This window comes from Ensifer adhaerens, from assembly GCF_013283195.1.
GTDB classification, from domain to species: Bacteria; Pseudomonadota; Alphaproteobacteria; order Rhizobiales; family Rhizobiaceae; genus Ensifer; species Ensifer adhaerens_G.
This window is the reverse complement of sequence record NZ_JABEKT010000004.1, coordinates 448,419-467,103: the sequence shown is the minus strand read 5'-3', so window position 1 is coordinate 467,103 and position 18,685 is coordinate 448,419. Positions and strand designations below refer to the sequence as shown.

At 61.7% G+C, this 18,685-nt stretch carries 17 protein-coding genes; 6 read left to right on the top strand and 11 right to left on the bottom strand.

Annotated features, from left to right (window positions below; genetic code table 11):
• Positions 1-24: 24 nt before the first annotated feature.
• Both LPJGGPFB_RS28590 and LPJGGPFB_RS28585 read right to left on the bottom strand, forming a co-directional pair.
• Positions 25-1,428 carry an NCS2 family permease gene (locus tag LPJGGPFB_RS28590; protein WP_173423306.1) on the bottom strand — a complete coding sequence of 468 codons (1,404 nt, stop codon included), beginning with the start codon at positions 1,426-1,428 and terminating at the stop codon, positions 25-27.
• A 60-nt stretch (positions 1,429-1,488) separates the two neighbouring features.
• Positions 1,489-3,291, bottom strand: coding sequence for an adenine deaminase C-terminal domain-containing protein (locus tag LPJGGPFB_RS28585; RefSeq protein ID WP_173423305.1), 1,803 nt, complete (start codon positions 3,289-3,291; stop codon positions 1,489-1,491).
• A 108-nt stretch (positions 3,292-3,399) separates the two neighbouring features.
• Between LPJGGPFB_RS28585 and LPJGGPFB_RS28580 the strand changes: the two genes are divergently transcribed.
• Positions 3,400-4,359 (top strand): LysR family transcriptional regulator, encoded by a 960-nt coding sequence (locus LPJGGPFB_RS28580; protein ID WP_173423304.1) that lies wholly within the window; start codon positions 3,400-3,402, stop codon positions 4,357-4,359.
• 19 nt (positions 4,360-4,378) lie between these two features.
• On the opposite strand, the gene LPJGGPFB_RS28575 is transcribed toward LPJGGPFB_RS28580, so the two are convergent.
• The 6 genes from LPJGGPFB_RS28575 to LPJGGPFB_RS28550 all read right to left on the bottom strand — a co-directional run bounded on the left by LPJGGPFB_RS28575 (position 4,379) and on the right by LPJGGPFB_RS28550 (position 8,685).
• The gene (locus tag LPJGGPFB_RS28575) at positions 4,379-4,729 is read right to left on the bottom strand and encodes a DUF1801 domain-containing protein (protein WP_173423303.1); all 351 of its coding nucleotides are present in this window, start codon (positions 4,727-4,729) and stop codon (positions 4,379-4,381) included.
• Positions 4,730-4,739: 10 nt separating this feature from the next.
• Positions 4,740-5,132: a VOC family protein gene (locus tag LPJGGPFB_RS28570; RefSeq protein WP_173423302.1), complete on the bottom strand. Its 393-nt coding sequence runs from the start codon at positions 5,130-5,132 to the stop codon at positions 4,740-4,742.
• 54 nt (positions 5,133-5,186) lie between these two features.
• Positions 5,187-5,582: a VOC family protein gene (locus LPJGGPFB_RS28565; RefSeq protein ID WP_173423301.1), complete on the bottom strand. Its 396-nt coding sequence runs from the start codon at positions 5,580-5,582 to the stop codon at positions 5,187-5,189.
• Positions 5,583-5,675: 93 nt separating this feature from the next.
• Entirely contained in the window at positions 5,676-6,455 is a 780-nt protein-coding gene (locus tag LPJGGPFB_RS28560; RefSeq protein ID WP_173423300.1) for a helix-turn-helix domain-containing protein, read from the bottom strand.
• A gap of 212 nt (positions 6,456-6,667) precedes the next feature.
• The gene (locus tag LPJGGPFB_RS28555; RefSeq protein ID WP_173423299.1) at positions 6,668-8,023 is read right to left on the bottom strand and encodes an ATP-binding protein; all 1,356 of its coding nucleotides are present in this window, start codon (positions 8,021-8,023) and stop codon (positions 6,668-6,670) included.
• A complete protein-coding gene (locus LPJGGPFB_RS28550) occupies positions 8,023-8,685 on the bottom strand; it encodes a response regulator (protein ID WP_173423298.1) in 663 nt (220 codons plus the stop codon). Before LPJGGPFB_RS28550 ends, LPJGGPFB_RS28555 begins: the two co-directional genes overlap by 1 nt.
• A 157-nt stretch (positions 8,686-8,842) precedes the next feature.
• On the opposite strand from LPJGGPFB_RS28550, the gene LPJGGPFB_RS28545 reads away from it, so the two are divergent.
• A complete protein-coding gene (locus LPJGGPFB_RS28545; RefSeq protein ID WP_173423454.1) occupies positions 8,843-9,556 on the top strand; it encodes a L,D-transpeptidase in 714 nt (237 codons plus the stop codon).
• A gap of 99 nt (positions 9,557-9,655) precedes the next feature.
• Here the strand turns inward: LPJGGPFB_RS28545 and LPJGGPFB_RS28540 are convergent, their stop codons facing one another.
• A complete protein-coding gene (locus LPJGGPFB_RS28540) occupies positions 9,656-10,624 on the bottom strand; it encodes a DUF808 domain-containing protein (RefSeq protein ID WP_173423297.1) in 969 nt (322 codons plus the stop codon).
• Between the two features lie 218 nt (positions 10,625-10,842).
• On the opposite strand from LPJGGPFB_RS28540, the gene LPJGGPFB_RS28535 reads away from it, so the two are divergent.
• From LPJGGPFB_RS28535 to LPJGGPFB_RS28520, 4 genes are all read left to right on the top strand, one after another.
• A complete protein-coding gene (locus tag LPJGGPFB_RS28535) occupies positions 10,843-11,451 on the top strand; it encodes a TetR/AcrR family transcriptional regulator (protein WP_173423296.1) in 609 nt (202 codons plus the stop codon).
• 66 nt (positions 11,452-11,517) lie between these two features.
• The gene (locus tag LPJGGPFB_RS28530; RefSeq protein ID WP_173423295.1) at positions 11,518-12,669 is read left to right on the top strand and encodes an efflux RND transporter periplasmic adaptor subunit; all 1,152 of its coding nucleotides are present in this window, start codon (positions 11,518-11,520) and stop codon (positions 12,667-12,669) included.
• Positions 12,670-12,695: 26 nt separating this feature from the next.
• Positions 12,696-15,848, top strand: a complete 3,153-nt coding sequence (locus tag LPJGGPFB_RS28525) for an efflux RND transporter permease subunit (protein ID WP_173423294.1) — start codon at positions 12,696-12,698, stop codon at positions 15,846-15,848.
• Between the two features lie 246 nt (positions 15,849-16,094).
• Positions 16,095-16,679 (top strand): DUF922 domain-containing Zn-dependent protease, encoded by a 585-nt coding sequence (locus LPJGGPFB_RS28520; protein ID WP_173423453.1) that lies wholly within the window; start codon positions 16,095-16,097, stop codon positions 16,677-16,679.
• A gap of 260 nt (positions 16,680-16,939) precedes the next feature.
• On the opposite strand, the gene LPJGGPFB_RS28515 is transcribed toward LPJGGPFB_RS28520, so the two are convergent.
• Entirely contained in the window at positions 16,940-17,602 is a 663-nt protein-coding gene (locus LPJGGPFB_RS28515) for a response regulator transcription factor (protein ID WP_173423293.1), read from the bottom strand.
• Positions 17,603-17,877: 275 nt separating this feature from the next.
• Positions 17,878-18,594 (bottom strand): Crp/Fnr family transcriptional regulator, encoded by a 717-nt coding sequence (locus LPJGGPFB_RS28510; RefSeq protein ID WP_173423292.1) that lies wholly within the window; start codon positions 18,592-18,594, stop codon positions 17,878-17,880.
• Positions 18,595-18,685: the final 91 nt, after the last annotated feature.

Sequence of the window (18,685 nt, the reverse complement as noted above, 5' to 3'; positions counted from 1 at the left end):
GGAGACAAGGGGCGCCGGGAGGCGTTACTGGGTCTGGGCGACGAGCGCTGCCGCGAGCAGGGCGACGAACCACATGACCGGCTTTACATCACCCGCCCGGCCGCAGACCAGCTTGATCAGGACATAGGCGATGATGGCCAGTGACAGGCCGAGGGTGATCGAGAATGTCAGCGGGATCAGCACGATGGCGAGGAAGGCAGGGATCGCCTCGTCGATGTCGGTCCAGCGGATCTTGCTCATCGGTTCGGACATGAAGAGACCGGTGAGGATCAGCACTGGAGCGGTTGCGACCGCCGGAACCAGCGACAGGAGCGGCGACAGGAACAGGAACGGCACGAACAGCAGCCCGGCGACAAGGGCGACGAGACCGGTTCTTCCGCCCTGGGCAATGCCGGCTCCCGATTCCAGGTAGACTGTGGCGGGGCTGGTACCGAGCGGCGCCGAGATCAAGGCTGCGACGGCGTCGACATGCATCGATTGCTTGATGTTGCGCGGCAATCCCTGCTCATCCTTCAGGTCCGCCGCTTCGGCAAGGCCGAGGAACGTCGAGAGCGCCTCGATGAAGTTGGTGAACAGGAAGACGAAGATGAACGGCACGTAGATCAGGCTGAGGGCGCCGACGAGATCGATCTGGCCGACGAAGCTGAAGTCGGGTGCTGCGGAAAATCCGCTCCAGTTGACGAGTGTATGGACGTCAGGTGTGTCCGGCCAGAAGGCGCTGCCATCGCCCCACCAGCGGCCGATCGGGATCGACAGGATGGTGGTGAGGATCATGCCGGCCATCATTGCGCCGGGAACCTTGCGAACCACGAGGCCAACGGTCAGGATGAAGCCGGCGATGAAGGTGAGGGTAACCGGGTTGAAGGTCGTCAGCCCGACGATCGTGTCGGGGTTGGCGACGATGAACTTGGCGTTTTCGAAGCCGATCAGCGCAATGAACAGGCCGATGCCGCAGGCGATGCCGTAGCGCAGGTCGACCGGGATAGCCTCGATGATCGTCTGGCGCAGGTTGAAGAAGGCCATGACGGTGAAAAGCACGCCGGCCCAGAAAACGCAGCCGAGCGCGATTTCGAGCGGCACCTTGGCGCCGACGACCATGGTGTAGGCAAAGAGCGCGTTGATGCCCATGCCCGGCGCCACCAGGATCGGGCTTCTCGCATAGAGCCCCATGGCGCAACTGCCGATGAAGCTGACGAGCACCGTCGCCGTGACGCCCGCCGAAAATGGAATACCGGCATGGGACAGGATCGACGGGTTGACGACGATCACGTAGGAGGCCGCAAGAAAGGTCGTCAATCCCGCGAGGATTTCGGTGCGGATCGTCGAGCCGAATTTGGAGATCTGGAAGTAGCGGTCGAGCAGGCTGGCAAGCCGGGAGGCTTGCGCCTTGCCAGAGGCCGGCTCCACGGCCTTGGGTTGGTAGTTCATTGTGTTCCCCTTTTTTTTGAAGTGAGGAAGGGGCCGGCGATGCCGACCCCTTCCAAGGCTTTATTCCGCTGCAGCGGCGCGTTCGTCCTCGCCACCGTTCCCATGAAGCGGCGAGATGACTTTCAACTGAACGCAGTCGACGACCCCGAGATCGGTGATGGCATATTCCGGGATCGCGGTGATTTGAAGCACGAACATGTACATGAACGGCCAGGGCAGGGTGCAGCCGAGCGCCCGCGCCGCATCATCCAGTTCGTCCTCCAGCGCCGCCATGTCAGACGGTTCGATGTCGGATACGATGCCGCCGATCGGCAGGTGCAGGAAGGAGAGGACCTTGCCGTCCTTGACCACCACCTGGCCACCGTGGTTGGCAATGAGGTGGTTGATGGCGACCAGCATGTCTTCCGGGTTGGCGCCGATGCAGATGATGTTGTTGTCATCAGGTGCGGTCGAGCTGGCGATCGCGCCTTCGCGCAGTCCGAAGCCGGAGGTGAAGGCAACCGGGCGATTTTTCGTCTTGCCGTAGCGCTCGACCACGGTGACATACTGGACGTCTTGTGCTGGATCGGCGAGCACATAGCCGTCTTTCACCGGCAGGGTGACGTCGCGGCGGGTGCGCACGAAGATCTTTTCCGGGGTGACGGCAATTGCCATGGCTGCGGCAGTGTCGCCGACACCGTCGTAGCGCAGCTTCAGATCGTCGAGTTCAAGCGGTGCGACCTTCATCGAGGTGAGCAATTCGGCGCTGCGCGGCGGCGGCATCAGTTCGATGGCCATGCGCCCGTCGCGGGCGACCTCCTCGCCCTTGGCGATGACGGCGTCGATCCGGAATTCGCGAAGATCATTGACGAGCAGGATGTCGGCGGCCCGGCCGGGCGAGATCGAGCCGACCTTGTCGTCGATACGTAGTGCATCGGCCCCGTTGATCGTCGCCATCTGGATCGCTGCCATCGGCGAGATGCCCATGGCGATCGCCATGCGGACCATGTTGTCGAGATGGCCGCGCTTCAAGATATCGCTGGCAACGACGTCGTCGGTGCAGAAGCTGATGCGGCGCAGCGCCTTGACGCCCATCTCGGTGACGATGCGCAGATTGTCGGAAAGGAAGTGGGAGATCGAGGATTCGCGAACGACCACGTGCATCCCGGCCCGGAGCTTCTCCAGCATTTCCTCAGGCGAATAGCTTTCGTGGTCGGCGCGAACGCCCGACTGCTGGTAGCCGTTGAGGCGGGCGCCGCGCGTCATCGGGCAGCAGCCGAGCACCGGTAGCCGGCTCTTTTCGGCAAGCTCGAGCGCTGCCAGCACGTCGGGGTCTTCCTCCTGGATGAATTCGCGCACCGTTTCCCAGATGCCGACGCATTCCGGCCAGTGGTGCGTCGCCTGGTGATCGGCCGGGCTGAAATAGTGGCCGACAGTCGAGCGCGGCATGGTGTAGGGGGTCTTGCACGGAGCGCCCCAGAACACTTTCAGCGGCGTCTCCCTGGCCTCGTCGAGGAATTCGCGTGCCGCGGCCGGCCCGCCGACGACGATGATCTGGTCGAGGCCGGTGACGATCGACGTGGTGCCGAGCGGCACAACCGCCTTGGCAAAGCTGGTCAAGGACATCTTCGAGCATTCGACATGCAGATGGCCGTCGATCATGCCGGGTGCCAGGTACTTGCCGGTGGCATCGATGATCTTCGTGTCCGGCCCTACATAGTCGGAGATGTCACCGACGGCGATGATCCGCTCGCCATAGATCGCGACATCGGCCTGGTAGATCTCTTCCGAAACGACGTTGACCAGCCGGCCGCCGCGGATCGCCAATGTGGCCTTGTTGCCGGTGCCCGAGGCTGCCCGGATGAATTCTCTGATATTGCTCACTGAAACCACTCCCTTAGCGTCGATGAAGTTTCCCAGTTTGGTTTCGTTTGTACAATGGGCCGAAATGGCGTATTTCTCGGACATATCATCCAAGATTTTGGACGAAACATGGACCTCTCGCTTCTCGACTGCTTCGTGAAAGTTGCCGATTCCCGTTCGATTTCAGCGGCTTCGCGCTTGCATCGCCTGCCGAAGTCGACACTCAGCCACAAGATCCGCCAACTGGAGGACGAGTTCGGCATCGAACTCTTCGTGCGCGAGGGCCATCAGTTGCACGTGACCGACGCGGGAGCCGAATTCCTGCGCTATGCCAGGCTGATCCAGTCGAATTGCGAGGATGCGGCAACGGCGATGGCCGAGATGCGGCAGGAGGTGGCGGGCACGTTGCGCGTCGGCTCGACCGGCGAGTTCGGCACGACGATCACATCCGAGCTGCTCTATGCCTTTCGGCAGCAATATCCGCAGGTCAATCTCGATGTGGTCTTCCTGAGTTCGCGGCAGCCGTTCTCAGATGTCACCGAACAGGCGCTCGACGGCATCTTTCACTGGGGTGAGCCGTCGGATGTCGACTATATCAGCCGGCGGCTTTCGGTCTCGTCCTACGGCCTGTTTGCCAGCGCTGATTACGTTGCGCGGCACGGCCAGCCATCGACGCCCGACGAGCTCGCCGGCCACCGCGGCCTCGTCTTTCGCCAGCCGACACGGCTGCAGTCCTGGTATCTGACGCGGGAAGGAGCTGCCGAAACCGACCTCCTGCCGACGGCGACCTGCACAACCAACGACTACTGGACGATCAAGTATTTCGCCGTTGCGGGAGAGGGGATCGCCTACCTGCCGGAATTCTTCGTGGAGACGGAGCGGCAGGCAGGACTGCTGCAGCCGGTGCTGCCTGATTGGTCCTCGCCGAAGACGGCGATCAACCTGATCTATTCGCGGCGCCGGCACGTATCGAAGCGCTTCAGGGCCTTTGTGGAATTCTGCATCGACTTTTATCGCGATCGCGAGCGCACAGGCATCCCGCGCTATTATGTCGAGAAGGTCAGCATGCCGAACGCTGCAGGCCGCTGATAAGGCGCATTCGTTCCGATCAACTGGCGGCCCCCAACGCCATGCCGACATAGGCGGCGACATGCTTCTGCGCGATATCGGACAGGGATTGCATCTTGATGTGGCGGCGTCCCTTGCCTTGACCCATCAGCACGCCATGGGTGTCGGGCAGTGCGGCGCCTTCGCTGAATTCGAGAGTGACATGCGCGGTGTAGGGAAAGATGCCGCAGAACGGTCGCGCAGCGGAAAATAGCAGTCCGCCATATTTGATCTCTTCCGAAATATCAGGGCCGGATGCCAGCACGATCTCGCGCAGGTGCGAAACGATTGCGAACTGGGTCTCACCGCGGTCGCGGATGTCTACGAGGAATGTTTCGATACGTTTATCCATCGTGGCCGCCTCACACCTTGAAGAATGATTTGAACTCCGGTGCCGGCTCCCGGTCGGAATAGATGTAGAGGGCGATGCCGTTCGGATCCTGGATGGCAAAGCCGCGGTCGCCCCACGGATGATCCTCGATCGCAGCACTTGGTTCCACGCCCGATGCGGTGATCTCAGCGTAATCAGCGTCGACATCACCAACTCGAAAATTGTAGGTCAGGCCAGCAGGGCTGCACAAAGCCTGTCCCGCCTGTGGCTCCATGAACTGCAAGGACTGCCCGCCCTCGAATTCAAGGCTGATGTACCAGCCACAATCAAAGACAACCGCCGCGCCGAGGCAGTTCGTGTAAAAGTCTCTTGTCTCGTCGATCCGCTGGGTGGTGATGCAGGGCGAGGCGGTCATGGGCTGCATTTGATATCTCCATTCAGTGAGATCCCCGAGGCATCTGCGTTGTCAAGGAACGGCTCAGGAGCGCACGGCCGAGGCGATCTCGATCAGGCAGCCATTGATGTCACGGACATAGCCGACGATCTGGCCCCAGGGCTTTTCTTCCGGCGGTTTCACCGGGCTAGCGCCGGCGGCGACGGCTTTGCGATACGCGTCATGAGGATCAGCGAAGATCAGCGCAAGCTCGAACCCCGGCGCCAGATCGGTCCTGCGGTTGGCGCGGATGGCGAAACCGTTCATCTCGGCCATCGCTTCGCCGGCAAAGGCGAGGGTCGTCTGGCCGGTCTCCATCTCGGCATAAAGTTTGCCGTCGTGGACGAACTTGCGCTTGAGACCGAACGCGGCCTCATAGAAGGAAACTGTCGCCATCACATCGGCAACATAGACAATCGAGTACCCAAAGCTTGGCGTCATATCTGTCCCCTCGATGCACGGCACCGCCACGGAAGGGGCGTGCCAAAGATCAGATAGGTATTCTCCAGAGTTCAATCTTGAACAAATCGGACATCACTCACCGAGCGTAACGAGGGTGACATCGGGAAGGCGGGCCGGCGAGAAGCCGCCCATGCGGCGAAAGACGCGGTTCATGTGCGCCTGATCCGCATAGCCGGCCTCCAGTGCCGCCTCTGCCGGGCTCAGCCGATGGTCGCGCAGAAGACGCAAGGCACGGTGAAACTGGAGAATGCTCGCGAAAGCCTTGGGTTTGAGACCGGTCGCCCTGATGAGAACGCGTTGAACGGTGCGCTCGCTGACACCATGCATGGCCGCCACCTCGCCGACGCGAAGGCGGCCGCCGGCCGCATGGAATGCGCTGATCACGCTCGCGCTGATCGGGGCAGGGGCGAGGCCGCTGGAGAGACTGCGCTGACGGACGAACGCGGCGAGACGTACCGCCAATTCGTCACGATCGAGGGCGGGCGCACAAAGCGTTTCGAAATCGGGCAGGGCCGCGAGCGCATCGTCTCCAGTCAAGTTGCCGTCGGCCAGGCCGTTTGGCTCGAAGCCGAGAATTCTTTCGAAGAAGCCGGGGCGCATGCGAATACCGACAAATCCCATGCCCGGCTCGAGCGCAACGTCGTAGAACCGCGTCGTCGGTCCGGTTACCACGACCGTGATTGCCGTGATCGGCGTCAGTCTGGCGTCAAACCGCAGGACGATGTCGCAACGCCCGTCAGGCAGAACACGATACGTCCCGTTGCGATCGCTGGTCGAAACCCAGACGGCTTCGAACCCGCTCGCATGGTCGGCAAGGTCGTGGAGTTCCGTGTAGCGAGCCGATGCTGTCATTCGAAGCCAAGTCAGAGTTTTCGCACCGCCTCGCCCGGGTGGCCAGCCGAATGCCGGGCAACCGTATCGCTCCGGAACCCGGCAAGCCGTCCGCGGTCGTAGGGCTTCGATACACGTTAAGAGGGTGGATATAAAGACATCTGAGCACGGCTGGCCGCGCCGCGCGAGGGCGGTGGTCCCGCGCTGCTCCGATGACGCGGCTTCGCATCAACTTATGCGATGAGGCGATTGGGCAGGATGATCATGGCGGATAGCCCGCCTGTGGCTCGATTTTGCAATCGCAACATCGCGCCGGCATGGTCGAGCGCGAGTTCGGCGATGCTGAGGCCGAGGCCGCTGCCGATTGCCGCCTTGAAGCGGCCGCGGAAGAAGCGCTCGGTAACGTGGGGCATTTCTTCCGGCGGGATGCCGGGACCATCGTCATTTATCGCGATCGCCACGTTGCCCTCATCGGTTTCCAGCGAGCAACGGATCGTGCCGCCGGCCGGTGAATGATGCAGTGCGTTTTCCATCAGGTTGCGGGCAGCAAGCCGGAGCAGATCCGCATTGACCCTGGCCCGCAGTTCGAAGAGGCCCAGGTCGATCACCACAGTGACGGCGCGACCGGCGTGGCCGAGAAGCTCGCTGCGGATCGAGGCTAGCATGTCGCCGGCATTGACCTCGGCCGCGGGCGGCGTCGTTTCGGACGCTTCGACAGAGGCGATGTCGAGCAGTTGCCGAACGAGGCGTCCGGTACGGTCGACGCCCGCAACAATCTGGCCAAGCGCCTTTTCGCGGATCTCGGCATCGTTGCTTGCCAGTGCCACCTGTGCCTGCGTCTTCAGCCCGGCGAGCGGCGTTCTCAGTTCATGGGCGGCAAAGGCGATAAAATTCTGTTCGCGCTGACGCGCGCCGGCGACGCGGCCGAAGAGACCGTTGAGCGCGCCAAGCACCGGGCTGATCTCGCTGGGCGTCGCGCTTTCGTTGATGGGGTGCAGGTCCGACGCATCGCGCGCGGCAAGATCGCCCGCCAGTTTTCTAAGCGGCGCCAGTCCGCGCCCGACGCTCAGCCAGATGAGTGTCGCAAGCAACGGTATGATCAAAAGAGCCGGAAAGAGCAGGCCTTTGACCACGTCGTTGACCAGCCTGTCGCGGATGCGCAGGTTGTCCCCGACCAGAACGCGTACGCCAAGCTCGGCATTTTCGACCGCATAGACCCGCCAGGTCTCGCCATTGATCACCGTCTCTGAAAGCCCGGTCGCATGCGCGGAAAGCGTCGTCTCCGGCGCGCTTTCCGACTTGCCGATCAGCGTCCCGTCCAGCGACCAGATCTGGCAGGAAAGCTGCCGGTCATAATGCGGGTGGTCGAGCACCGGGATCTTCGCCTTGGTCTGCGCTGGCCTGTCCGGGTCGATTTCCTGGTTGACCACGAGCGAACTCACCATCTTCGCCGCCTCCATCAGCCGTGCGTCGAGCACCTGCTCGACCTCGGCACGGGTGCTGAAGAAGATCCAGAGTGTGGCCGAAAGCCACATCAGCCCGGTGGTGACGAGCAGGATGACGAAGAGGCGGGCGCGGATCGAGCGCATCAGTTGTCGCCGCCGAGACGGTAGCCAATGCCCCTGACGGTTTCGATCAGGCCGGGGCCGAGCTTGTTGCGCAGGTGATGGATATGGACTTCGACGGCGTTGCTTTCGACCTCTTCCTGCCAGCCGTAGAGCTTGTCCTCCAGCGTCGTCTTGGAAAAGATCGCGCCTGGCTGCGACATCAGCGCCTGCAGGACCGCGTATTCCCGACGCGAAAGCCTGACCGGCGTGCCGGACTTTTCCACCGATTGCCGGGCGGGATCGAGCCGGATCGACGCCCATTCGATGAGGGCAGTCGAGCGGCCGACGGAGCGGCGGGCAAGAGCGCGCAGCCGTGCGGCCACTTCATCGAGATCGAAGGGTTTGCCGAGATAATCGTCAGCGCCCATGTCGAGTCCGCTGACGCGATCGGCGACCGTGTCGCGGGCCGTCAGCAACAGCACCGGGGTATCGTCGCGCGCGTCGCGCAGTTTTTTCAAGACGTCTGTGCCGGAACCATCCGGCAGCATGAGATCGAGCACGACGGCGTCGAAGCTGCCGGCGGCCAGCGCCGCATCGGCGCTCTCCCGGGTGGCGACGGCATCGGTGGTAAAGCCGGCAAGGGCCAGCCCAACCTTCAGCCCATCCCGCAAGATGTCATCGTCTTCGACAATCAGTACCCGCACTCAAGATCTCCACGTGCAATCGACCGCGGTTGTTTAACACGTCCCTTAAGGCAGCCTTAAGGTAGCGCATTCCTTTGGGGTCATCGTAACAACCCCTTCGAGTCGATGAATGTCCGATAAAGACCAGCCGAACCCATTGCCGTCAGCGACAACCCATATGAGTCTCGGCGGCACGCTGACGCGCCGCAGCCTTTTCGTCGGCGCAACCGCCATGCTTTTGTCCGGCTGCGCAGCAACGGCGCGCCCGACACCGAAGCCAGTGGTGGTCGAGACGCCACCGCTGCCACAGGGCGCCGTGCCGCCGATGTATTATGCAATGCCGAACGAGCCGTTTCCCATTCCGGAGGTGAATATTTCCGAGGTGGATCCGAAGTTCTGGCGCCAGGAGGTCGACTACCCGACGCAGGAGCGCCCGGGCACGATCATCGTCGATACGCCGGCGAAGTACCTCTATCACGTGCTGCCTGGCCAGCGCGCCATGCGCTATGGCATCGGCGTCGGCCGCGAGGGCTTCGCCTGGTCCGGGCGGGCGGTGGTCGCCTACAAACGGAAATGGCCGCGCTGGACGCCGCCCGACGAAATGGTGGCGCGGCAGCCGAAGCTCGAACCCTACAGCATCAAGAACGGCGGCATGGGGCCTGGCCTGAAAAACCCGCTCGGCGCGCGGGCGCTCTATATCCACAAGGACGGCAAGGACACGCTTTACCGCATCCATGGCAGTCCCGAGGCGCGCTCGATCGGCAAGGCCGTCTCGTCCGGCTGCATCCGCATGCTCAACCAGGATGTGGTCTATCTGCACGATCAGGTCCGCGACGGCAGCCCGATCGTCGTCATCCCGGATCCGTCGAAGGCGCATCTCGCCACGAGCTGATTTGGGCTTGGCGTGCCAGCGACGGTCTACCGTCCGGCTAACTTAACCGTCTCTGGCCCATTCGGGGCCAGAGTTTGGACGTGCGGGCACCCGGCGCGATCAGTGGCTTGCGGGTCTCAGGCGGCTCCAGATCGGGCCGACGATGTTGCCCATGACGGCAATGGTCACGGCGCCGACGACGATTGCAAGCAGTGCCTGTTGCGCCGATGTGGCGATCCAGCCGACAAGGCCCGGGGCGACAGCCACCGCGTGGGTCACGACTTCGGAAATGTCGTGGATGGTGTGTTCCGGGCCGGCATATCCCATCTGGGCAAGGCCATGGACGAGAATGCTGCCCCCGACCCAAAGCATTGCGGCAGTGCCGACTGCCGCGAGAAACTTCAGAAAGACCGGCATGCCGACGACCAGGCCGCGGCCGATGGCGCGCAGCGCCGAAACTGAAGTTTTGGCCAGCGCGACGCCCGCATCGTCGGCTTTGACGATCAGGCCGACGACGCCATAGACGGCCAGCGTGATGGCGATGCCGACTGCCGCAAGCACGGCGCCCTGCATGTAGATGCTGGCATCGGCGACAGTTGACAGCGTCAGCGCCATGATCTCGGCCGACAGGATGAAATCGGTGCGCACGGCGCCGGCGACCTTCTCGTTCTCAAGCGCGACCGGGTCGGTCTTGTGCCCGAGCACGGCATTTTCGTGTTCGTGTGCCGCGTGCGGAAAGAAGACCCCATAGAGCTTCTCGGCACCCTCGTAGCACAGATAAACGCCGCCCAGCATCAGCAAGGGGGTGATCGCCCAGGGAGCGAAATAGCCGAGCAGCAGCGCGCCGGGCAAAAGGAACAGGAGCTTGTTCTTGAGCGAACCGAGCGCAATGCGACCGATGATCGGAAGTTCGCGTTCAGGCGTCAAGCCGACCACGTAGCGCGGCGTCACGGCTGCGTCGTCGATGACCACTCCCGCCGCCTTGGCGCCAGCCTTTGCCGTCTGCGCGGCGACGTCGTCGAGCGAGGCAGCCGCCATTTTGGCGATGGCCGCGATATCGTCGAGCAGGGCGATGAGACCAGTAGCCATTGAATACTAACCCTTTGCGCTGAAATTCCGTGGAGCCGCTGCCCCGGGAATTCGGCAGTAACCACCGCAGCGTGTCGAGTCAACGACACGCGAACGGCTGGCGGGTGGACACCATTTCGTGAGGCGAAAACGGTCGCGCTTTATTGACGCTTGATGATTTTCGATTTACGACTGACGAAATACGAAAATCGTCAGTCGTAAATCGGAAGCAAACTTACATGGATGACGGCCTCGAAAGCCAGCTGGACGCCACGCGTCAGGAGAATGTCTCGCGGATCCTCGATGCCGCCGAGCGGCTGTTTCGGCATTTCGGCTACTCGAAGACCAATGTGGCCGACATCGCCCGCGATCTCGGCATGTCCCCAGCCAATATTTACCGTTTCTTCGCCTCGAAGGCTGAAATCCATCAGGCGATCTGCGGCCGCATGCTGGCGGCCAGCTACGAGCAGGCCCAGGCGATTTGCCGGCTGCCGCTGAGCCCGACCGAGCGCTTGCGGCAATATATCCGCGCTCAGCACCAGATGACCGTCGAGGTCATGCTCGATGACCAGAAAGTGCACGAGATGGTCGTGATCGCCATGGAGCGCGACTGGCATGTGATCGACAAGCACATCGATCGTCTGCACGCCCTTGTCGCCGAGGTGATCCGCGAAGGCATTCTTGCGGGCGAATTCCCCGACCAGGACGCCGACGCTGCCTCCAGATGTTTCGGCGCTGCGACCGTCATTCTCTGTCATCCCCAGATGGTGGCGCAGTGTCTCTCGAAGGAAAATCGGGCGACGCCGGATGAACTGATCGAATTTGCGATCAAGGCACTGAAGAACTGACAAAGCCGCGCGCGGCGCTGATGTGAACCGTTTGGCTGATGCCACCCCAGGAGTGCGGAAATGCCCATGCCCGTTCAAACCCGTCGCCGTTTCGCATCGAGCGGAAGGATAGCCCTTCTTGCCGTGATCTCCTTCGTGCTTGCGGCCTGCTCCGAGGAAACCGAGGAAGCCAAGCCGGTCGTGCGTCCGGTCAAGGTGGTCGAAATCGGCGATGCCGGTCAATCGCGCCAGATGAGCTATTCCGGTATTGTGCGTGCTCGCACAGAGATGAATCTCGGCTTTCGCGTCAACGGCAAGATCACCGAGCGGCTGGTCAATGTCGGCGATCGGGTGAAACCAGGCGATCCGCTCGCCCGCATTGACGCGACGGACTATGACCTATCGGTCAAGAGCGCGGCCGCAAGCCTAGAGGCCGCTGAGCGTCAGGTCGAAACGACTGCATTGGTCCGCGCGCGCGCCGAACAGCTCTTTGCCAGGAAAGTCGCCTCCAAGGCACAACTGGACCAGGCGACACTCGGCCATAACCAGGCGGTTGCCACGCGCGATGCCGCAGCTTCCGCGCTCGCGCAGGCAAAAAACCAGGTGACCTATACGGAACTGGTGGCCGATCGCGGCGGCATCGTCGCGTCCATCGTCGCCGATGTCGGTCAGGTGGTCGGCTCCGGCACGCCGGTCGCCACCGTCGCCGTCGATGGCGAAAAGGAAGTGCTGATCGCCGTCCCGGAGGTCGATGTTGCCAATTTCAAGCCGGGCATGGCGGTCAAGGCCGGCTTCTGGTCGGATCAGGGGCTGATACTCGATGGCAAGGTGCGCGAGGTGGCCGGCAGTGCCGAACAGCCGTCGCGAACCTTTGCGGTGCGCGTCAGCCTGCCCAACGATCCGCGCGTCCTGCTCGGCATGACCGCCACGGTCCTTGCGTCAGCTGACGACGCCGAGCGCCACATCGCCGTGCCGCTGAGCGCTCTGGCTCAAAAGGACGGCGGGACGACGGTTTGGGTCGTCGATCGCGACAGCCAGACCGTGACGAGCCGGACGATCACCGTTGCGGACTTTACCGGTGAGGGCGTGCGCGTGATCGACGGACTGCAGCGCGGCGACCTCGTCGTGGCCGCCGGTACGCAGTTCATGGCCGAAAACCTGAAAGTGGCGATTTCGGGCGATGTCGCCCGCCAGTCTGCTGCCGCCGACAAGACCGCAGCCGCCGAAATCGTGCGCTGAGCCAACCCAACCGCGGAATGATGCCGATGTCCCAGTCCACCGAAGAAAAGCGGCCTTTCAATCTTTCGCGCTGGGCGATTGCCCATCCCAGCATCGCGCGGTTCCTGTTCGGCCTGATCATCATCACCGGTGTGCTCGGTCTGATGCGCATGGGCCAGAAGGAGGACCCCGACTTCACCTTCCGCGTCATGGTGATCCAGGCTTTCTGGCCGGGCGCCTCGATCCAGGAGATGGAGGATCAGGTCGTCAACAAGATCGAACGCAAGCTGCAGGAGACCCCGCATCTCGATTTCGTCCGCTCCTACACCCGCGCCGGAAGCGCGATCATCACGCTGCAGGTGGAGGGCGACACCAATGCCCAAGAGGTGGCCGACGCGTTCTATCAGGTCCGCAAGAAGGTCGGCGACATCGCCAACGAGTTGCCGGAAGGGCTCCTTGGGCCCTATTTCAATGACGAGTTCGGCGACACCTTCATCACGCTCAATTCGCTGAGCGGCGACGGTTACAGCTATCCCGAACTGAAAAAGTTTGCGATCCAGGCGCGCGACATGCTGTTGACGACGCCCGGCGTCGAAAAGGCGGTCATTCTCGGCGACCAGCCCGAGAAGATCTATATCGACGTCTCCTCGAACGTGCTGGCCGCGCGTGGGCTGACGCTCAACGATCTCAGAAACACCATCGCCGGCCAGAACAATGTCGATCCGGCAGGTTCGGTCGATACCGGCTCGCGTTCGGTGCGCATTTCCGTCGAGGGCGGCCTCGACAAGGTCGAGGATCTCAGGAACCTCAGCCTCAGGGCCGGTGGGGAAGTCACCCGCCTTGGCGATATAGCCACCGTCACCTCAGGGCTGGAGGATCCCTATTCGCGCAAGTTCCGCTTCAACGGCCAGGACAGCGTGCAGATCGGCGTGGTGATGGCCAAGGGCTTCAAGGTCACCGACGTGGGCGCGGCCGTCGAGGAGACGTACAAGCGTTTCGAGGCGTCTCTGCCCTATGGCGTCGTTGTCGATCAGATCTCCAACCAGCCGGAAGTGGTCACCGAAGCCGTCGGCGAGTTCATGAAGGCGCTCGGCGAGGCGCTGGTGATCGTGCTCGTCGTCTCGTTCGTGTCGATCGGCTGGCGCTCCGGCCTGGTGATTGCCATCACCATTCCGCTGGTGCTCGCTGCAACCTTTGCCATCATGTACGAACTTGGCATCGACCTGCAGCGCATTTCGCTTGGCGCGCTAATCATCGCGCTCGGGCTTCTGGTCGACGACGCCATGATCGTTGTCGAAATGATGGAGCGCAAGCTGGAGGAGGGGCTCGTCAAGGTCGAGGCCGCCAGCTTTGCCTATTCTTCGACGGCCTTCCCGATGCTGACGGGCACGCTCATCACCACCGCCGGCTTCATTCCGGTCGGCTTTGCCGCCTCGACCGCGGGCGAATATGTGCGCTCACTGTTTTATGTCGTTGGCATCGCGCTCGTGGTTTCGTGGTTCGTCGCCGTCTACTTCACGCCGTGGCTCGGCAACATGATCCTGAAGCAGCGCGCCCATGCCGGCGGCCATCACGATGTCTTCGATACCCGCTTCTATCGCCGCCTACGCACGACGGTGTCCTGGGCGGTCCATCACCGCGTCATCGTCCTGTCGCTGACGCTCGTCGCCTTCTTCGTCAGCCTGTGGGCGTTCCAGTTCATTCCGAAGAACTTTTTCCCGCAATCCTCCCGCCCGGAAATCCTCGTCGATCTCTGGCTGCCGGAAGGCACCAGCATCAAGCAAGTCGAGAGCGAGGCCAAGGCGCTCGAAGCGCGGATGATGGACGATGCGGACAAGCGCTTCATCGCGACCTATATCGGCGAAGGCGCGCCGCGCTTCTTCCTGCCGCTCGACCAGCAGCTGCGCAATCCGAACTTCGCTCAGCTGCTCATCATGGCCAATGACGAGCCGGCGCGCGAACGGCTGATCGTCAAGCTGCGCAAGATTCTTTCGGAGGATTTCCCCTCGATCCGCTCCAAGGTCGATCGTCTCTTCCTCGGCCCGCCGACCGGTTGGCCGGTGCAGATGCGCATCATGGGACCGGACCGCCAGGAGGTGCGCCGCATTGCGGACCAGGTGAAGGCGAAGTTCGCCGAAAACCCGCAACTCGGTGCGGTGCATGATGACTGGCTGGAGCCGGTGACGGCGATGAAGCTGGTGATCGACCAGGATCGCGCCCGCGCGCTCGGCGTCACCTCGCAGCGCGTCCGGCAGATGCTCCAGGCGACAATGTCCGGTGTGCCTCTCGACAATTTCCGCGACGGCGAAGAGACGGTCTCGATCGTCGCCCGCGAGCCGGATGCCACCCGCGCGCTGCTGTCGTCGGTGGAATCGATCTATATCCCGACCGATTTCGGCAGTTTCGTTCCGCTTTCGCAGGTCGCCAAGGTGGTGCCGGTGCTTGAGCAGGGCATCGAATGGCGCAGGGATCGCCTGCCGACAATCACCGTTCGCGGCACCTTGCCCGACGGTGTTCAGCCGAATGACGTGGCGTTGAAGATGTATGGCGAGATGCAGTCGCTGCGCGACAGCCTCGCCCCGGGATACAGCATCAACATCCAGGGCGGGGCTGAAGACGCGGCCGAAAGCCAGGGCTCGATCGCCGCCAAGGCGCCGATCATGCTGGCGGTCATCGTCGTGCTGCTGATGGTCCAGCTCCAGCATTTCGGCAAGGCGATGCTGGTTCTGGCGACCGGCCCGCTCGGTATCATCGGAGCGGCGGCAGCGCTGTTGATCAGCGGCGCTCCCTTCGGCTTCGTTGCCATTCTCGGGGTTATCGCGCTGCTCGGCATCATCATGCGCAATTCGATCATCCTGGTGGACCAGATCGACCAGGATATTGCGGCCGGCATGGATCGCTCCGAGGCCATCATCGGCTCGGCCGTGCGCCGGTTCCGTCCGATCATGCTGACGGCGCTGACCGCGGTTCTGGCGCTGATCCCGATCTCGCGCGGCGTCTTCTGGGGGCCTTTGGCCTATGCGATGATGGGCGGCATCCTTGTCGCCACCGTTCTGACGATCCTGGTGCTGCCGGCCGGCTATGCGCTGTTCTTCGGCCGGGAGCCGAAGCGGCAGGAAACCGAGCCGGAAACCATTGAAGCGGACGCTGCTGAACCCGCAGCGGTGATGCTTTATCCGCCGGCCGTTGCTGCAGAATAGCGCTGACGAGGAGGATGAAATGCAATGGCGTCGGTCGGCCGACGCCATTGCAGGGGCAAGTGATGGGGGCATCGAATTCACTGTGCGGGCGGCGGACGCAGGAGCGCCGATCGGACGCGCGAACGTGAAAACGTGCGACCGCCTTTGCCTTTAGCCGGTGCCGATCAGAAATTTATGCAGTAGGGTCGCCCGCAATCAGACGCCTTCCAGGGGATTCGGGTGAAGCTAGATATTCTCTTCTGCAGCATGATGGTCTGCACATTTTCGTTGCCGTCCCTGGTGCATGCCGAATGGCAGGCGGTGGAAAAGACCCACACCTATGCAATTTCCGGTCAGACGGGAGCTGAACTTTACGCGTCGATCGGCGAGCGAGGGCCAAAGGTTGGCGGAATGGTTCGTGCCATCGCGCACACCGATTTCAAGCTGACCTGGACCCGGAAATACGAGCCGCAAGACAACAACGCCTGCACGCTCGTCTCGGCCAAGCCGAAGCTTATCATCACCTATACGCTGCCGAAGCCGTCAAAGCCGCTGCAGGGCGCCATGGCGCAGAACTGGGAAACCTTTATCTCAGGCGTTCGCAGCCACGAACTGGTGCACGGCGACTTCATCAAGGATCTGGTGAAGGCGATCGAGAGCACATCGGTGGGGCTCTCGGTCGATGCAGATCCCAACTGCCGCAAGATAAGGGCCGAACTGACAAGGCGGCTCGGCGAACTGTCCGTAGCCCAGCGCCAGAGAAGCCGGGACTTCGACCGTGTCGAACTCAGCGATGGTGGTAACATTCACCAGCTCATCCTCAATCTCGTCAATGGTGCCGGAAGCCGTTGACTGAGGTTTGCGCATAACGCCCTAGGCCGCGCCCTTGGCAAGGCACGTCCAGGCTGAATGCGCCGGTGCGGGTGCCGCAACGGAGCCTCCCCGACACGTTCCTGTCGAAGTGGATAAGGCGCGATGGCGGCATTGCCGTACAGCTGATGTCGTCCCATACCGGCCGAATTGCCGGATACAGGAGACATGTCAGCCGATCTCGTTCTTGTTCAGCGGGCAGCCGTCAAAACACGCCTGCCGGCTCCTCTGCTGTTGCCAGCCTACTTCATGAACTCGCGGATCTTGTAGGCGACCTCGGTACGGTTGGTCGCGTTCAGCTTTTTCATGATGTTTCTGATGTGGACCTTCACTGTGCTTTCACACAGATCCATCTCGTAGGCGATGATCTTGTTTGCCTTTCCACGGCGCAAGGCTTCGGCAACCTCGATTTCCCGCGGCGTGAACAGGCTGTCTGAGCATCGGGCGCCATTCACGACCGAGTTGATGGCCTCCCTCATCGTCAGGATGCTGCTCGCCGGAACGAAGACGCCGCCGGCGCGCGCAAGTGCGATCGCTTCGGCTGCAACATTGATCCCGACATTGCTTGGAATGTAGCCACGGGCACCACATTCCAGCGCTTTGAGGATCTGGCCGAGTTCGTCCGTTTCGGCAACCACGATCACCGGGCTGTATTTGAACTTCTCAACCAGCGTTTCGATTTTTTCGCAGACTGCAAGGTCGCCCACTTTGCCGCCACCGACGATCAGAAGCACGGCAGAGGGGTCGGTCTGCAATTTTCGGCTGCGCCACTCGTCAAAGGATCCGACGGTAACGATCGTCAGTCCGGGATCGTAGCCCGTCAGACTTTTCGACAGGCATTCCCGGTCGAGCGCGCGCGGGTCAATGAGCAGGATGTAGTCGAAATCCTCTTCCTGATCCGTCATGTCCGAACCGCTCAAGCCTTGGGGGAGGGATTGTTCCAGTGCGCTTGGGAAGGATGTCGGTCGCGTCGTGGAGTTTCTCGCAATTGTTGCTGTACGAATATCCATTGAATTTTCTCCTTTTTATTCTTATTTTGTCAGGTGTAAAATATTCTAGATACAAGTATAAGTGCAAATATACCTTCGGGTTCCTCTCATGATTTTGTTGTTATATATTTCCAATCAGATCACATATATTTCTGCTCTGCATTAACATAGGTTAATGTACTCGCAATCAATCAGTCGAGATTCGTGCGAAGATAGCCGGGATCGAAATCAACCAATTCGGCCAGTCGTCGGCGATCGAGAAACTCGACGATGCCATTCCTGAAGGATAACAACCCCTTCAACCTCATCTCCTTCAAAACGCGGTTGATGTGTACGGACGATAGCCCGACGGCATCGCCGATGTCTGACTGCGTCAGGGGGCATTCGAAACCGTCAAAACCCGATCTGCTCGGTTTGCCGGCTCGCACCGCCAGTTCGAGCAGCAGATGGCCTGTGCGCTCCAGCGCATCGCGGCGCGCGATGTTTGCCAGCCGCTCGGTCATTCGCACTTGGCGCTTGAGCATCTCGTGCACGAAATTCTGTTGGATCCTCGTCGAAAGATTGGGGCCACAGGCGCCGGGAGGCACGGCAAATTCATAGACGGTCACGTCCGAGAGGGCCTGGATGGTTTCTTGCGTCAACTCGGAAGACAAGGTCCAGACCATGTCTCCGCGCAGCATGAATTCCACGACGATCCGCGTGCCGTTCGCCAGAATCTTGCGACTGACACTCCAGCCGGAGATGAAGAACAGAACGCATGACCTCCCCTCTGGCTCGAACAAAATGGAGCCGGCCGGGAACACCCGCTTTCGCGCAACGTTGAGTTCCGATCTGTGTTGGTTCGTGTCGAAACTCGACGGTTCACCGCGCTGTTGCGACCCTATAAATGCCCCAAGTTGCCCCACCATAAAGGCGCACTCTCTCTTCGGTCTTTTCGATTGTACTTAAGTATATAGCAAACAACCGGTGGTTAGGAATATTACCCAAGATGATTAGTAA

Excerpts from the sequence above, each read along its gene's own strand:
- LPJGGPFB_RS28515 (WP_173423293.1), bottom strand. The coding sequence starts at position 17,602 with ATGACGGATCAGGAAGAGGATTTCGACTACATCCTGCTCATTGACCCG.
- LPJGGPFB_RS28510 (WP_173423292.1), bottom strand. The coding sequence starts at position 18,594 with ATGGTGGGGCAACTTGGGGCATTTATAGGGTCGCAACAGCGCGGTGAA.
- LPJGGPFB_RS28580 (WP_173423304.1), top strand. The coding sequence starts at position 3,400 with ATGGACCTCTCGCTTCTCGACTGCTTCGTGAAAGTTGCCGATTCCCGT.
- LPJGGPFB_RS28525 (WP_173423294.1), top strand. The coding sequence starts at position 12,696 with ATGTCCCAGTCCACCGAAGAAAAGCGGCCTTTCAATCTTTCGCGCTGG.
- LPJGGPFB_RS28570 (WP_173423302.1), bottom strand. The coding sequence starts at position 5,132 with ATGCAGCCCATGACCGCCTCGCCCTGCATCACCACCCAGCGGATCGAC.
- LPJGGPFB_RS28540 (WP_173423297.1), bottom strand. The coding sequence starts at position 10,624 with ATGGCTACTGGTCTCATCGCCCTGCTCGACGATATCGCGGCCATCGCC.
- LPJGGPFB_RS28560 (WP_173423300.1), bottom strand. The coding sequence starts at position 6,455 with ATGACAGCATCGGCTCGCTACACGGAACTCCACGACCTTGCCGACCAT.
- LPJGGPFB_RS28535 (WP_173423296.1), top strand. The coding sequence starts at position 10,843 with ATGGATGACGGCCTCGAAAGCCAGCTGGACGCCACGCGTCAGGAGAAT.
- LPJGGPFB_RS28555 (WP_173423299.1), bottom strand. The coding sequence starts at position 8,023 with ATGCGCTCGATCCGCGCCCGCCTCTTCGTCATCCTGCTCGTCACCACC.
- LPJGGPFB_RS28575 (WP_173423303.1), bottom strand. The coding sequence starts at position 4,729 with ATGGATAAACGTATCGAAACATTCCTCGTAGACATCCGCGACCGCGGT.
- LPJGGPFB_RS28530 (WP_173423295.1), top strand. The coding sequence starts at position 11,518 with ATGCCCGTTCAAACCCGTCGCCGTTTCGCATCGAGCGGAAGGATAGCC.
- LPJGGPFB_RS28520 (WP_173423453.1), top strand. The coding sequence starts at position 16,095 with ATGATGGTCTGCACATTTTCGTTGCCGTCCCTGGTGCATGCCGAATGG.
- LPJGGPFB_RS28565 (WP_173423301.1), bottom strand. The coding sequence starts at position 5,582 with ATGACGCCAAGCTTTGGGTACTCGATTGTCTATGTTGCCGATGTGATG.
- LPJGGPFB_RS28590 (WP_173423306.1), bottom strand. The coding sequence starts at position 1,428 with ATGAACTACCAACCCAAGGCCGTGGAGCCGGCCTCTGGCAAGGCGCAA.
- LPJGGPFB_RS28545 (WP_173423454.1), top strand. The coding sequence starts at position 8,843 with ATGAGTCTCGGCGGCACGCTGACGCGCCGCAGCCTTTTCGTCGGCGCA.